General features: G+C 56.2%; 10 protein-coding genes. 2 read left to right on the top strand and 8 right to left on the bottom strand.

Features of this window, described 5'->3' with window-relative positions; all coding sequences use genetic code 11:
- Nucleotides 1-10: 10 nt before the first annotated feature.
- The 8 genes from VL547_RS15795 to VL547_RS15760 form a co-directional block, all read right to left on the bottom strand.
- Nucleotides 11-3,271, bottom strand: coding sequence for a T9SS type A sorting domain-containing protein (locus tag VL547_RS15795; RefSeq protein WP_325579526.1), 3,261 nt, complete (start codon nt 3,269-3,271; stop codon nt 11-13).
- A 327-nt stretch (nt 3,272-3,598) separates the two neighbouring features.
- The gene (atpA, locus tag VL547_RS15790; RefSeq protein ID WP_325579524.1) at nt 3,599-5,176 is read right to left on the bottom strand and encodes a F0F1 ATP synthase subunit alpha; all 1,578 of its coding nucleotides are present in this window, start codon (nt 5,174-5,176) and stop codon (nt 3,599-3,601) included.
- Nucleotides 5,177-5,180: 4 nt separating this feature from the next.
- Entirely contained in the window at nt 5,181-5,744 is a 564-nt protein-coding gene (atpH, locus tag VL547_RS15785) for an ATP synthase F1 subunit delta (RefSeq protein ID WP_325579522.1), read from the bottom strand.
- Nucleotides 5,744-6,244 carry a F0F1 ATP synthase subunit B gene (gene atpF, locus VL547_RS15780; protein ID WP_325579520.1) on the bottom strand — a complete coding sequence of 167 codons (501 nt, stop codon included), beginning with the start codon at nt 6,242-6,244 and terminating at the stop codon, nt 5,744-5,746. The genes atpH and atpF overlap by 1 nt, the downstream gene beginning before the upstream one ends.
- Before the next feature lie 88 nt (nt 6,245-6,332).
- Nucleotides 6,333-6,548 carry an ATP synthase F0 subunit C gene (gene atpE / locus VL547_RS15775; protein WP_325579580.1) on the bottom strand — a complete coding sequence of 72 codons (216 nt, stop codon included), beginning with the start codon at nt 6,546-6,548 and terminating at the stop codon, nt 6,333-6,335.
- Nucleotides 6,549-6,606: 58 nt separating this feature from the next.
- Nucleotides 6,607-7,746, bottom strand: a complete 1,140-nt coding sequence (gene atpB, locus VL547_RS15770; RefSeq protein WP_325579518.1) for a F0F1 ATP synthase subunit A — start codon at nt 7,744-7,746, stop codon at nt 6,607-6,609.
- Between the two features lie 72 nt (nt 7,747-7,818).
- The gene (locus VL547_RS15765) at nt 7,819-9,609 is read right to left on the bottom strand and encodes an ABC transporter ATP-binding protein (protein WP_325579516.1); all 1,791 of its coding nucleotides are present in this window, start codon (nt 9,607-9,609) and stop codon (nt 7,819-7,821) included.
- 19 nt (nt 9,610-9,628) lie between these two features.
- A complete protein-coding gene (locus VL547_RS15760; RefSeq protein ID WP_325579514.1) occupies nt 9,629-11,827 on the bottom strand; it encodes a hypothetical protein in 2,199 nt (732 codons plus the stop codon).
- Nucleotides 11,828-11,967: 140 nt separating this feature from the next.
- On the opposite strand from VL547_RS15760, the gene VL547_RS15755 reads away from it, so the two are divergent.
- Both VL547_RS15755 and VL547_RS15750 read left to right on the top strand, forming a co-directional pair.
- Nucleotides 11,968-12,672 carry a response regulator transcription factor gene (locus tag VL547_RS15755; protein ID WP_325579512.1) on the top strand — a complete coding sequence of 235 codons (705 nt, stop codon included), beginning with the start codon at nt 11,968-11,970 and terminating at the stop codon, nt 12,670-12,672.
- A gap of 15 nt (nt 12,673-12,687) precedes the next feature.
- Complete coding sequence (locus VL547_RS15750; RefSeq protein WP_325579510.1) at nt 12,688-13,734, top strand: sensor histidine kinase; 1,047 nt, start codon at nt 12,688-12,690, stop codon at nt 13,732-13,734.
- Nucleotides 13,735-13,865: the final 131 nt, after the last annotated feature.

Genomic DNA, 13,865 nt, shown 5'->3' with positions numbered 1-13,865 from the left:
CAGCCCACGCTTATTTTTGAATAATCACTTTTTTCTGCACGACATAGTCCTGTGTTTGTATCCGCAGGATATACGCCCCGCTCGAAATGTACTGCAGCCCGTTGACGCTGATCGAATTGGCGCCCCTCGTAAGGGTTTGGGCGCCGGAGGCGAGGGTTTGACCCTGCATGTTGATCAGGACATAGGACAGCTGCTCTTCCTTATCCGAGTTCACCGAGATGGTAAGCTGGGACGACGCAGGGTTGGGGTATACCACCAGGCCTTCTTCCAGGCTGAGCGGCTTGGCCACCACCACGACGGAGCTGGATTTCTGGTCGCCAGTCTTAAAGACCAGGACGATCCTGTAAGATATGGTTTGGGTATGCAAAGAGGCCACGTTGTCGTCATAGCTATAGCTCACTTCTCCATCGGTGGCGGCCGTATTGACCGAGTCGATCGGGCTGAAGTTCACCCCGTCGATGGAACGTTCCACATAGAAGGTCCTCAGGTTCTGGTTGTCGGTTACATCCCAGCTGAGCGTTGCGATGCCATTGGCGTAGCTGCCATGGAAATAGATGAGGTCGGTGGGCAGCGCGCAGGCAACCGTGATGGCGGTAGCGGCGCAGATGGTATTGTTACAAGCGCCCTCGGCCCGCACGAAGTATGACGTCGTGGTCGTCGGTTCCACCGTGATCGACGGACCCGTGCCTATGGGCGTACCCGTACCGCAACCCGCCGTGTACCAAACGTATTGACCGCCGTCACCCAGGAAGCCGCCTTGCTGGGTCAGGGTTATCGGGACCTCGGAGCATCCCTCCACGGTGCCCGGGTTGGCGCTGATCGATGTAGGCGGTTTGGAGGACGCCTTGAGCGAGATCAGGAACGCAGGAGAATAGTAGCTACAGCCGGTAAAGAGGTTACCGACGGCGGCCACGTTGACCCGGTAGTATTGGTTGGCGTTAGCGGCCTCCACCGGGTTGATCGCCAGGGTGTCGGCGTTACCCGAACCCTGTACGCCCGGGGGCAATGTATTCGTCCAGCTGCCACCCGGTATGGAGTCTTGCCACTGGAAGGCCAGGATGTCGGTACCGAACACCGAGGTATCCAGGAGCGACACCCGCAATACCGTACTGGAGTCCTTACAACCGGCGTGCGCACCGTCGACGCTGATCGTCGGTAATGGGTCGCAAAGACCGAATTGTACGTCGTCGAGGGCGAAGTCGTTACCGCAACCGCCGCCACCGTTATTGATAATTTGTAGATAAACGGTACCGGTCGATTGCGTCGGTAGCGGTTCGCGCATCCCATAGCTTGTCCAGGTGTGGGACATGATCGGACCGGTCGACAGGTTCGCAATCACCAGGTTGGCCGCGGAGTCGAACAGCTGGAACGTCAGGTTCGGGGGTTGATAACCGCCGAGGGCGTTACAGAAAGCGATCTCCGTGGTATCGTCGATGTTGGCAGCGTACGCGTTGAGCGAATACTTGAGGTTCGCGCACAAGCCCGTCTGCTTTCGCTGATAGATCACGTTCTGGCCAAGGTCCGCGTTGACGATCAGCATATTGCCGGTACCCGTAGTATGGTCCGTGAGCGATATATAGTTGCTGTTGTCCGCGTTGTTGGCGTTGTTGGACAGTGTATATGAGTTTATGGCCAGGGGTTTTGTGGTCTGGCCGGTATATTGGCTGGTGACCCCCGTTGGCAGGGTTTTGGACAAGGTGCTGCTCCCCGTTCCAAAGTTGTCTTGGAAGATCAGCGTGGGCAGTGTCGTACACGGCTGTGACGTGGGCGTCACGTTGATCAGGAAGGGTGTCGGTATGTCCTCGCCCGGGTCGTCGGGCTTGTCGTTGAGGTTGAGGTCGGGGTTCGAACCGTTGGTCGACGTGTCGATCAACCGGTCCCCGCCGAGGCCGACCCCGGTGGCGACGGCGGTATTATAATAAATGATCCCGGACTGGATGTTGTCGAGGGTAACGGTGATCTGTATGGTAAAGTCGTCGTTGGCGATAGGGTAGTTGTACAAGGTACCGCCGGATACCAGGAGGCTGTCGTTGGTGGTCCCGTTATAGGCGGGGTTCAGGTTAATGCCATAGCTGGCGGGCGGGGGCGTACCCGCAAAGGCGATGGAAACGCTTTTTACGTTGGCGGGATTCCCGTGCACGATATTGGCCAGGTTGTCGTGGGCTTGTATATAACTGACGGGGTAGTTCCCGAAGTTCTGGACGAATACATTGTACACTGCCGTATACTCTCCCGATACCCCGGTTGGCGTCACGGATACCAGGGACTTGGCGGCGCCCACGCCGCTGACGACGTCGGAGTTGTCGGTCGAGTAAAAACCGCTGTTCGTCGTGACGGGCGTCGACTGGCCGGTGAGGATATTGACGTCGCCATAGTTGGCGGTACCGCAACCGGGAGCACTGTTGGGGAACATGGAGCCAATCAGGCTACCGCCGGCATAAGCCAGCCCCACGAGGTTGGTGCCGCTGGGCGGCGTAAGCTTACCTACATACGTTGCCAGCACCTGGTTGGAGATGGTACTGCCGTTATACCCGTTATAATTGATGGCGTATTCCTTGTTGTCCGTGATGATCAACATGGTGCCGCCCGGGGTGAAGATAATATCCCCGAAGGCGTTGTTGACCGGCTGTGCGCCAGCCGTATAGTAAATGTGGTTGGTGTCTCCCGGAATAAAGGTTGAACCGCTCGGGACAAATTCCTGCAGGCTAAGGCTGTAAGGCGCCGAGCCGCTATAATTTACGGCCCAGGCGTTACCGTTGTTGTCAAAACAGGGTAACAGGTAGGACAGCTTGTATTCCGTCTGGGGGTAGGTATTGTTTGCTGGACAGGTACCCACCGGCCAGCTATAGACATACGTATTAAATAAATTATTGCCCCCGACGGTGGTATCGACGTAGGTGTAGAAATAGACCCGTTGGTCCTTCGGGTTGTAGGCCATGGAAGACTGCATGATCTGCACCGGTCCCGAACCAAAAGACCCGTTATAGGAAGTCTTGTTGGCAAACGATGGGAACGTGGGCATACAGGGGTTGCTCGACCAGCCGGCTTGCACCAATGAATTGCTGTTGGGCTGATATTGCAGTGAAATGAACCCGTCGTTCTGGGTTTCCGTGGTAGTCGTCTTGTGGGTGACCGGGTTCGTCGCCGTGACGCATGTCACGTTGTCCCCCAGGCCCAATACATACGACACGGTTGCCGAGGTACTGGTCTGTGCCCGGAGACCGGCGCAGAAGGTGAGCGCCACAAGGACGGATAATAGATGCCGCTTCATAAGGACTGGATTTACCTGTACAAAAATAGAACGGCCCTTAACCAAGCGGTTTTACGAGGGGGACCATAACATTTCTTGAAACTCGCGCCGGTAAAAGAACCCAGGCGCGTGAAGGCATCCAGCCGCAGAGGAATAAGCGTACAACTGTTTTCATATATACGGATTTAGGGAGGCTTGCCATCTGGTGGGTAGCTGGGGTATTCCAGGCCACAGAACCGATACAAGTTCAACGGAAAGGTACAAAAAAATGCGACCCTTTTATAGATCGCATTAATTTATTTTGTTATGCCGTAGTTATCCTACAGTGGCCACGTAAATCTACGGCCCCTATTTGAACTGGGGAACCAGGTTGCGCGCCAGCTCTACCATTTTGGCGACTCCGTCGTCGGGGAGGGCGCCTTTTTTAAACTGGGCCAGCACATCCGGGAGCTTGTTGTCCATTTCCAGGAGGAACTGCTCTTCGAATTCCTTTACGCGACGAACCGGTACATCCCGCAACAGACCCTGGGTACCCAGATAGATGATAGCCACCTGGCGCTCCACCGCGTATGGTTGGAATTGGCCCTGTTTGAGGAGCTCCACGTTACGGGCGCCTTTATCGATGACCACCTTGGTGGCGGCGTCCAGGTCGCCCCCGAACTTGGAGAAGGCTTCCATTTCGCGGTAAAGGGCCTGGTCCAGCTTCAGCGTGCCGGCGACCTTTTTCATCGACTTGATCTGGGCGTTCCCCCCAACGCGGCTGACCGAGATACCCACGTTGATCGCGGGCCGGATACCGGCGTTGAACAAGTTGGTTTCCAGGAATATCTGACCGTCGGTGATGGAAATCACGTTGGTAGGAATATAGGCCGATACGTCGCCGGCCTGGGTCTCGATGATCGGCAGCGCGGTCAGCGAACCGCCACCCTTGACCTTGTGACGGATGGATTCCGGCAGGTCGTTCATCTGGGAGGCTACCTGGTCATTAGCGATGATCTTGGCGGCGCGTTCGAGCAAACGGCTATGGAGATAGAAGACGTCCCCGGGGTAAGCTTCGCGTCCGGGCGGACGACGGAGCAGCAGGGAGACTTCGCGGTAGGCCACGGCCTGTTTGGAAAGGTCGTCATAAATGATGAGGGCGGGGCGGCCGGTATCCCGGAAATACTCCCCGATGGCGGCGCCGGCGAAAGGCGCGTAGAATTGCTGGGGAGCGGGGTCGGCGGCAGGCGCGGCCACGATCACGGTGTATTCCATGGCGCCGTTTTCTTCGAGCGTCTTCATCACACCCGCAATGGTGGATGCCTTCTGCCCGATGGCGACATAGATACAGTATACCGGTTGCCCGGCTTTAAAGAATTCCTTTTGATTGATGATGGTGTCGATGGCAATGGCGGTCTTGCCCGTCTGACGGTCCCCGATGATCAGCTCCCGCTGGCCGCGGCCGACGGGGATCATGGCGTCGATGGCTTTGATACCGGTCTGCAGCGGTTCCTTGACCGGCTCCCGGTAGATAACCCCGGGGGCTTTGCGTTCCAGGGGCATCTCATACAGTTCTCCGCTGATGGGGCCCTTACCGTCGATGGCGTTCCCCAGCGTATTGATCACGCGGCCGAGCAGCCCTTCGCCCACCTTTATGGAGGCGATCTTACCCGTCCGGCGCACTTTGTCACCCTCGCGGATACCGGAAGATTCACCCATCAATACCACCCCGACGTTGTCTTCCTCGAGGTTGAGGGCGATGGCGTTGACGCCGTTCTCAAAAGTAATCAGCTCACCGGAGCGGACGTTGTTCAGGCCAAAAACACGGGCGATACCGTCACCCACCTGGAGAACGGTCCCAACTTCTTCCAGTTCGGCGCTTACGTTGAAGTTGCTCAGCTGCTCGCGCAGGATCGCGGATATTTCGTCTGGTTTTATATCTGGCATAATGCTACTTTGAAATTTTTGCTATATAAGTATTGTCGGAGAACTGTTTACGGATGTCCCTCAAATCACGGGCGATGCTGGCGTCGACCATTTTGCCGTCGAACTCCATGGTAAAGCCACCGATCAGCGACGGATCGACGACCGTCTCCAGGACGACCTTGTCCAGGGAAAGGTCGGTCTTCAGGCGTTCCTGGAGCGTCTGCCGTACGCTGTCCCCCACTTCCGCGGCTGTAGTCAGCCGGACGGTATGGATACCCTTGAGCACGTTGTATTGCTCCAGGAAGGCGTCGATGATCTCAGGGAGGTCGTTTTCCCGGCCCTTGCGGATCAGCAGGGCAAAAAAAGCGCCGGTAAATGTCCCCAGGTGCCCCTGCCCGATCTTTTGCAGGACGGCCAGTTTTTTGTCCCCGTTGATGACCGGGCTCCGGAGCATGTTCACCAGGTCGCGGCTGGCCTGGCAAACGGCTTGCCAGTACAACATATCGGCGCGCACTTCCTCCAGGCTGTTCTTTTCGACAGCCAGGTCGATGAGCGCTTTGGCGTATCTCGTTGCTAGACGGCTACTCATCAGTTCAGCTTAACGTCTTTGGACAGTTCCTGAATATATTGTTCCTGCGCGCTCTTAGCGGCGAGCTCGCGGCGGAGGACCTTTTCGGCGATCTCCACCACCAGGTTCCCGACTTGGTTCTTAACGTCGGTGATGGCAGCTTGTTTTTGTTGTTCCAGGGTCACTTGCGCTTCGGCGACGATCCTGGCGGCTTCGGCCTTGGCCTTGTCCTTGGCTTCCTGCACGATTTTGTCCCGGGCTTCCCTGGCTTCCTTCAGCATCTGGGAGCGCTCTTCGCGGGCCTGGGCCATCAGGGCTTCGTTCTCGTTCTTCAGCTGGGCCATCTCCGCTTTTACGCGGTCGGCGGTGGCGATGGAATCGGCGATATGTTTTTCCCGATCGCCCAGGGATTTCATAATAGGCTTCCAGGCGAACTTCTTCAGGAGCAGGAAAACGATCACGAAAGCAAGGAGGTTCCAAACAAAGAGACCGAGTCCTGGTGTTAAAAGCGGTGGCAACATACTGTTATAATATATAAAATTCAGAATAATAAAGGATACTGCATCCGTCCGCCCTGTGCATCGGGATGCAGTAAGTCTTTGAAGCGGACTACTTCGACAGGACCGCCAGCAGACCGGCGATAACCGCAAACAGGGCAACGCCTTCGATCAGCGCCGCTGTCAGGATCATGTTCGCGCGGATGTCACCGGTTGCTTCCGGCTGACGGGCGATCGATTCCACCGCGCCCTTACCGATCAAACCGATGCCAATGCCGGCGCCGATGGCTGCCAGACCTGCGCCTACCGCGCCACCGAACTGGGCCATACCCGAGCCCGCTTGTAACAATGTGTGCAACATACTACTTGGTTTAATATATAAAAAGCTAGACTATTAAAGGATCGTCGTACTGAACGTGGTCGTGGCTGCCATGCCCGTGCTCTTCCTCGTGGTCGTGTCCCTCGATGGCCTGGCTGACGAATACCGCCGTCAAAGCCGCGAAGATGAAGGATTGTATAAAGGCCACCAGGAGCTCGATAAAGTAGATGAACACGCAAAAAAGCAGGGATACCGGCATAAAGCCCCAGCCTGCCACCTGGTTCATTTCGCCAAAGATGAAGATCATCGAGATAAAGCTCAGGATCACGATGTGACCCGCCGCCATGTTCGCGAAAAGACGGATCATGAGGGCCGCGGGCTTGACGACCAGGTTCGAAACGAGCTCGACGGGGATCAGGATGACCTTTACAAAGAATGGAACGCCGGGAGGCCAGAACATGTGGCCCCAGTAGTGGCGGTTGCTGGAGAACAGGATCGCGATATACGATACCAGCGCGAGCGACATCGTTACCGCTATGTTCCCGGTGACGTTGGCCGAGCCGGGCAACAGGCCAAACAAGGTGTTCACCAGGATGAAGAAAAAGATCGTGAGCAGCAGCGGCATGTACTTACCCGCTTTTTTACCCAGGTTGGGAACCGCTACCTCGTCCCGGATGAACAGGATGATCGGCTCCAGGAAGTTCTCCTTGCCGCTGGGCGCCACCTTGTAGCCTTTCCGTTTGTAGGTGTTCCCCACGGAAATCATCAGCCACACGAACAGGAACATGGACAGGAACAGCTGCGCCACGTTCCGCGTGATGGACAGGTCGTAGACCTTGACCGCGTCGTCCTTGGTCCCGTCCTGGCCCACCGCAATGATCTTTCCGTCATCCAGCTTGTAGCCCTGGAACGGTTCCCCTTCCGCGATGTGGGCGGAGGAAAAAACGCTCAGGCCGCGCTGGGGGGAATACAGGATCACCGGGAGCGGCAGAACCGCGTTGAACCCATTTATGCTAAAAAAATGAAATTCGTATCCATCAGCAATGTGGTGCAGTATCTCATTCCCCGCGTCGAAATGCGTCGATTTGGCGGGAGCCTTTACCTCAGCCGTGTCGGTTTGAGGGGCCGCAAACGATGTATTATAAAAAGACGTAATAAATAAGCTGAAAACCGCTACCAATAAAGATTTGAAGGTCCTTGATCCCATACCGGAGGTCAAATTTGGCGCAAAGATAGGAATTTGGGGCAATGACACCTAAAATGTAGTTAACTAAAAATCTCACCTCAGCGACACATTATCCTTCTCGAATTGGAGCCGGTGCAGCCGGGCATAATAACCACCCTTTTCCAGGAGTTCCTCGTGGGAACCCATTTCCCGTATAACCCCCTTTTCCAGGACGATGATCTTGTCGGCCTTGCGGATGGTGAATAACCGGTGGGCGATGACGATGGACGTACGGCCAGCGATCAGGGTATCGATGGCCCGCTGGATCAGCGCCTCGGACTCGGTGTCCACCGAGGACGTGGCCTCGTCCAGGATCAGGATGGCCGGGTCGTACAACAAGGCCCTCAGGAAGGACAGGAGCTGCCGCTGGCCCAGCGAAAGGGTGTTCCCGCGCTCCATGACGTTATAGTCATACCCGCCGGGCAGCTGCAGGATAAAATCGTGCACTCCGATCAGCTTGGCCGCTTCGATCACCCGCTCACGGGTCAGGTCGGGATTGCGGAGCGTGACGTTTTCCAGGATGGACCCGCTGAACAGGAAAACGTCCTGGAGCACGATCCCGATCCGGGAACGCAGGGCTTCCAATTTGTAGTCTTCGATAGCCACATCGTCCACGAAAATGGTGCCCTTATTGATGGTATACAGCCGGTTGAGCAGGCTGATGATGGACGTTTTGCCACTCCCCGTATGACCGACGATGGCCACGGTCTGGCCGGGTTCGACGACGAAGTTTATGTCTTTGAGCACGTATTGCTCGTCTATATAGGCAAACCAGACGTGGTCGAAACGGATCCGACCCGCCAGGTTAGCCGGCGCTTGCGTGCCGGTATCGGGCAGGGTGTCCGGGTTATCGAGGACCTTGAACACCCGCTCGCTGGAGATCATGCCCATCTGGAGGACGTTAAACTTGTCGGCGATGACGCGCAAGGGCCGGAAAAGCAGGTTCAGCAGCAATATGAACGCTACGATCTGCCCGGCGAGCCGTTGTTTGTCGGGGAACAGCGGATCGAGCGACTGGTGCGCTCCGTACCAGACCAGCAGCCCCAGCGACAACGCCAGGATGATCTCCACGATGGGGAAAAAGATGGAATAGGCGAAAATCGAACGGATGTTGGCGTTGCGGTGCTCCTTGTTGATCTTTTTGAACCGGGCGAATTCCCGGTCCTCCGCGGCGAAAGCCTGGACGACCTGTATACCCGTGAGGTGTTCCTGGACAAAGGCGTTTAGCGCCGCCACCGCGTTCCGGACGCGGATGAAGGAGCGGTTGACGCTTTCTTTGAAATAATATGTCGCTACCACCAGGACCGGAAAGGGGATCAGACAGACCAGCGTCAGCCGCCAGTTCATCCAGCACATGGATATCAGCACCGCCACGATCGATAACAGGTCTGCCACGATGGGAATCAGCCCTTCCGCAAATATGTCGTTGATGGTTTCGATGTCGTTGATGGTCCGCGTCGTGAGCGTCCCGATGGGCGTCGTGTCGAACTGGGCGAGGTTGAGCCGGAGGATCTTGTTAAAGATCGTCACCCGCAGGTCCTTGACCACGGACTGTCCGAGCCACGCGGTGATGAAGGTGAAATAAAACCGTAGGATCGTTTCGATGATGATCAGACCGATCTGCCATTCGGTGATCAGGATCAGCATGCGCACCTTGTCGTGCTGGATATAGTCGTTGACCGTAACCTCGATCAGGTAAGGGCGCAAAGGCGCTATGGCCGCCAGGGCGATGGCAAGGAAGATGGAAAAATAAAACCTCCGGCGATAGGGGGCGACGAATTGAAAAACCTTTCTGAGCGCGCTAAAATCGAAGATCTTGCGGGGCTGCTGACTATCCTTGGCCATAGTAGCGCAAAGGTAGCAACTAATCCTCTTCTGTCCCCATCTTGATCTTGTACGCCTTGATGAACAGCGCGCCGAGGTTCTTATGCGGGGGGATGTAGTCGCTGAACCGGTCCATCGCCTGCGCATTCCCCTTGAATTCCTTGGCGAGGTTCGCCCAGAGCGACATCCACTCGATGTCTTTACCGGCCAGGAGCTCGTTGTTGATGGCCCGGATGATGGGCTCGTTGACCGTTTGGGTACCGGTCTGTTTGGAAGAAATGATGTGCGCATCCGGTGAAACCTCGAGCACGTCGTGGAGGTTCTTGTATCCGCCGCAAGAGCCCAGGATCACGATCCGGGAGGAAGGTGGCATCTGCGCGATGGTATATTTCACGTGGTAGCTGTGGCCCCGGTGGATCAGGACTGTCGGGTGCAGCCCTTCCTTATCCAGGTAGTCGCACAGGTCCTTTTGCGCCTGGGCGTCCTGGTCGGTCACGTTGTCCAGCGGCAGGTTGGCAAATATCCATATGGGCTTGCCATGGATGGAACGGATGGTCACCCATTCCTTACCCCGGGTAACCCGCCATTCTTTCGCACCGAACAGACCCATGAAATCGGCGTAAGACTGCAGACCGTCCTTATCCCCATAGAAGAAGACCTGTTCCACCACCCGGCCGCTGTCGTCGACGAGGCTTTTATGGTCCACCCGGTAAATCGGCGGAATCCCGATCTCCTGGGTCAGGTCGACGTGGCTCCCTGAATCCGCGGCAGCGAATATCGTCTGGAGCAGGTTGTAGATCACCTCGCCGCGTTTGTTGCCCGTCGTCTTCGCCGTGGTATAGCTTTTTTGCACTTCGTTCAGCAGGAGGCTCCTCAAAGTGGGATCGCTGATACTGGCGTACGAGTCCGCCACGTCCACGGCGTCCTCCAGGCTGTTGTCCGCGGTCCGGTCGAGGTTGCGGGCAAAGGCCGCCATCAGGGGCATGGCATGCCCATCACTCATGGAACCCAGGAAATCACCCAGCGTGTTATAAGCGGCGGCCATCTTGATGAATTTCTTGAACTTGTCGAACCAGACGTTCAAAAGCAGGGAGTCTCCTTTATGGGAAGGGATTTTCTCCATCATCTTATGGTAGCAATAGACGTAGCTGGAGGTAAAGATGTCGTCCTCGGTCAGCACCATCAGGTAGTATAGTTCCTCCGCGCTCAGGGGCTGGAGGCACTTGAACCTGATCGCGTCGGGCTTTTCATGGAGCTCGTTGATCGTATTGACGAATACATTCAGCGCCTTTGTCTGCAGCATGTCGGTCAGGTTACGCATACCCATCGGGGTGTCCCCGGAAGGTAACCGGTGGGAGTAATCGATTTCGGTCTTGACGAGTAGCTTATAGTAATCCACGTCGCTCCCGAAGGTCTTGCCGATGTTCTCCGGCGTTTGCTTACCGCTCAGGAGGTCGTCCAGGAAGGGGAAAAACAACATCCCGTCCTTGGATTCGCTCATCTGGACGATCACCTTCACCTTTTTGTCGGGGTTCCGCCGGATGAGGTTGGCGGTCGGCGAGCCTAACGCCTGGGCATAGTTGTACAATTGCAGGGGGCGTTTGACCGCCACGACCGAGATCAGGCTGTCGGCAAACGGCTCGTCCTTGTACGGCAGGATATTCGGCAGGATGTAATTCGTATGGAGGGCGCAATACTTCAGGAACAGTACCTTGCCAGCCGCCTGGGCCCCCGGGTTATCGTTGAAGATGGCGACCAGGATGGTACCCACGTCGTAGGGCATCTCCTGGATCAGGTCCTCGATGCTGGTGCCCCTTATATCGGCGTCCATCACCTTTTGAAAATCCTTGACCAGGGCTGCCGTATAATCCGGGTTGAACGTATGGCTCAGCCACTTATTCTGGTAATCCCGGACCAGGTCTTCCAGGTCCCGGAGGTATTTGATCTTTTCGTTGTTCCCGGAAATGCGCGTATCCGCTTCTATCCGCCATTGCAGCCAGTCCACTTGCTTAAAGATGGCGTCCGACGCCTGCCGGTTGATGGTCGGGCTGGGCGATACGTGGAGCATCGAGTCCCGCTTGCCGTCCATGAGGTCGGCCCGGGCCTGTTCGTTGTCGATGCGGTCGTGGAAAATCTGGCGGTTGAGTGGAATGTGCAGTTTTGTGGAGTCTTCCTGTCCGTGCGCCGAAGCGCATATAGTCATGGAAATCAATAAGGCGGAGCAATATAATCCCTTCATCTACGGCGATTTTCACGTAATTCCTGCAAAAATACAACCAATTATGGAGTTGTGGACTCCCCGGTCGGTAACTGCGTTAACAATTTTATAATATTGGTTTGGAGGGGTCGACATAATTTTGCGTTAACAAAAACCATTGGATGGATACGAAGGGAAAAAAGATCCTAATCGCCGACGACGAACCGGATATCCTCGAAATCCTGCAGTACAACCTGGCAGCCGAAGGGTACCAGGTCATTACTGCCAAGGACGGGGATGAAGCCATAGAGAAGGCGAGGGCATTCCACCCCGAGCTGATCGTCCTGGACATCATGATGCCGAAGAAAAACGGGATCGAGGTATGCAACATACTTCGTATGCAACCGAGCTTTGGGGAAACCCTGATCATCTTCCTCACCGCCCTCAGCGACGAGAAGAACCAGATTCACGGGTTGGAAACCGGCGCGGACGACTATGTCTCCAAGCCCATTAGCCCCAAAGTGCTCGTTTCCCGGGTCAACGCCCTCTTCCGCCGGACGCGCCGCCGCTCCGCGGAGGTGGCCCATGCATCCCTGGCCGCCAACACGATCCAGGTGGGGGACCTCATGATCGACAAGGAAAAGTTCCTGGTCAACTACCAGCAGAAGGACATCACCCTGGCCAAAAAGGAATTCGAGTTGCTCGCGCTCCTGGCCTCGCGACCGGGTCGTGTTTTCCTGCGCAACGAGATCCTGAGCCAGGTATGGGGGACCGACGTAATCGTCGGCGATCGCACGATCGACGTCCACATCCGTAAGATCCGGCAGAAGCTGGAGGTGGATTGCATCACAACGGTGAAGGGCGTGGGTTACAAGTTCGAGCTTTAGCGCGATCTTTGCACCATGTTCAAGACGAAAAACCTCACTCCGCAGCAGATTGCCCTCTTCAATGCGGCGGTCATCTCTGTGGTCGTTGCCCTGGCATTCCTGATCATACACCAGACGTGGTGGAGCGCGCTCATCAGCCTGATCGTCACCTTCGCCATATCGTATAACCTCATCTTTTATAGCCTCCAGAACTTCATCTACCGGAAGGTAAAGCTGATTTACAAGTTCATCTACCAGACCAAGGCCAGCAAACGGGAAGAGTTTTACTATAAGAACATCCTCCCCCAAAAAACCATCGAAGAGGTGAGCGAGGACGTGGAAAAGTGGGCCCTCCAGCGCCGCGCGGAGATCGAGGTGCTCAAGCAAAACGAGAATTTCCGGAAAGAATTCCTCCAAAACCTCTCCCACGAGCTAAAGACCCCCATCTTTGCCATCCAGGGTTATATCGACACCCTCCTCAACGGGGCCATGAACAACCCGGAAGTCCACAAAAAGTTCCTCGAGAACGCTTCCAAAAACGTCGACCGCCTCGTCAACCTCGTGGACGATCTCGACGAAATCTCCAAACTGGAAAGCGGCCACCAGCAACTCAACAAAGAACCCTTCGCCGTCCAGGAGCTTATCCGCGAAGTCTACGACTCCCTGTCACTCCGCGCCAGCGATAAACAGATAAAGGCCTCCATCAAAAAAGGCTGCGAAGCCCCGCTGACCGTCCTGGCCGACAAGGAAAAAATCCGCCAGGTCCTGATCAACCTCGTCGACAACGCCATCAAATACGGCCGCACCTCCGGTTCCATCATCGCCAGCGTCTACAAAACCGATGGCAAGCACGCCCTCGTCGAAATCTCCGACGACGGCATCGGCATCAGCGAAGAGCACCTCAACCGCATCTTCGAACGCTTCTACCGCACCGACGCCGCCCGCAGCCGCAAACAAGGCGGCTCCGGCCTCGGCCTGGCCATCTGCAAACACATCGTCGAGGCCCACGGCCAGGTGATCCACGTGCGCTCCAAGCCCGATATCGGTTCCACCTTCGGGTTCACCCTCGAGACGGCCAAGTAGGCTGGCCCTTCGCCCCTTCGTAGTTCCCGGCACCCGCTCCACTAGCGCCCCTATCGGGAGGCCTCGAGTGCAGGAATGAGGGGTTGGTGCCTCTTTTCCCCCTGTTTTGCGAAAAGTTTCGCAAAACAGGG

Source organism: Dinghuibacter sp., from assembly GCF_035492835.1.
GTDB lineage: Bacteria > Bacteroidota > Bacteroidia > Chitinophagales > Chitinophagaceae > Dinghuibacter.
Note: the sequence above shows the minus strand (reverse complement) of the source record. Positions and strands in the feature narration are given on the sequence as shown.

Bases quoted from the DNA above. Each gene is read 5' to 3' on its own strand.
- atpA (WP_325579524.1), bottom strand. From the start codon at position 5,176: ATGCCAGATATAAAACCAGACGAAATATCCGCGATCCTGCGCGAGCAG.
- atpE (WP_325579580.1), bottom strand. From the start codon at position 6,548: ATGGCCCAGTTCGGTGGCGCGGTAGGCGCAGGTCTGGCAGCCATCGGC.
- VL547_RS15750 (WP_325579510.1), top strand. From the start codon at position 12,688: ATGTTCAAGACGAAAAACCTCACTCCGCAGCAGATTGCCCTCTTCAAT.
- VL547_RS15795 (WP_325579526.1), bottom strand. From the start codon at position 3,271: ATGAAGCGGCATCTATTATCCGTCCTTGTGGCGCTCACCTTCTGCGCC.
- atpH (WP_325579522.1), bottom strand. From the start codon at position 5,744: ATGAGTAGCCGTCTAGCAACGAGATACGCCAAAGCGCTCATCGACCTG.
- VL547_RS15755 (WP_325579512.1), top strand. From the start codon at position 11,968: ATGGATACGAAGGGAAAAAAGATCCTAATCGCCGACGACGAACCGGAT.
- atpF (WP_325579520.1), bottom strand. From the start codon at position 6,244: ATGTTGCCACCGCTTTTAACACCAGGACTCGGTCTCTTTGTTTGGAAC.
- atpB (WP_325579518.1), bottom strand. From the start codon at position 7,746: ATGGGATCAAGGACCTTCAAATCTTTATTGGTAGCGGTTTTCAGCTTA.
- VL547_RS15760 (WP_325579514.1), bottom strand. From the start codon at position 11,827: ATGAAGGGATTATATTGCTCCGCCTTATTGATTTCCATGACTATATGC.
- VL547_RS15765 (WP_325579516.1), bottom strand. From the start codon at position 9,609: ATGGCCAAGGATAGTCAGCAGCCCCGCAAGATCTTCGATTTTAGCGCG.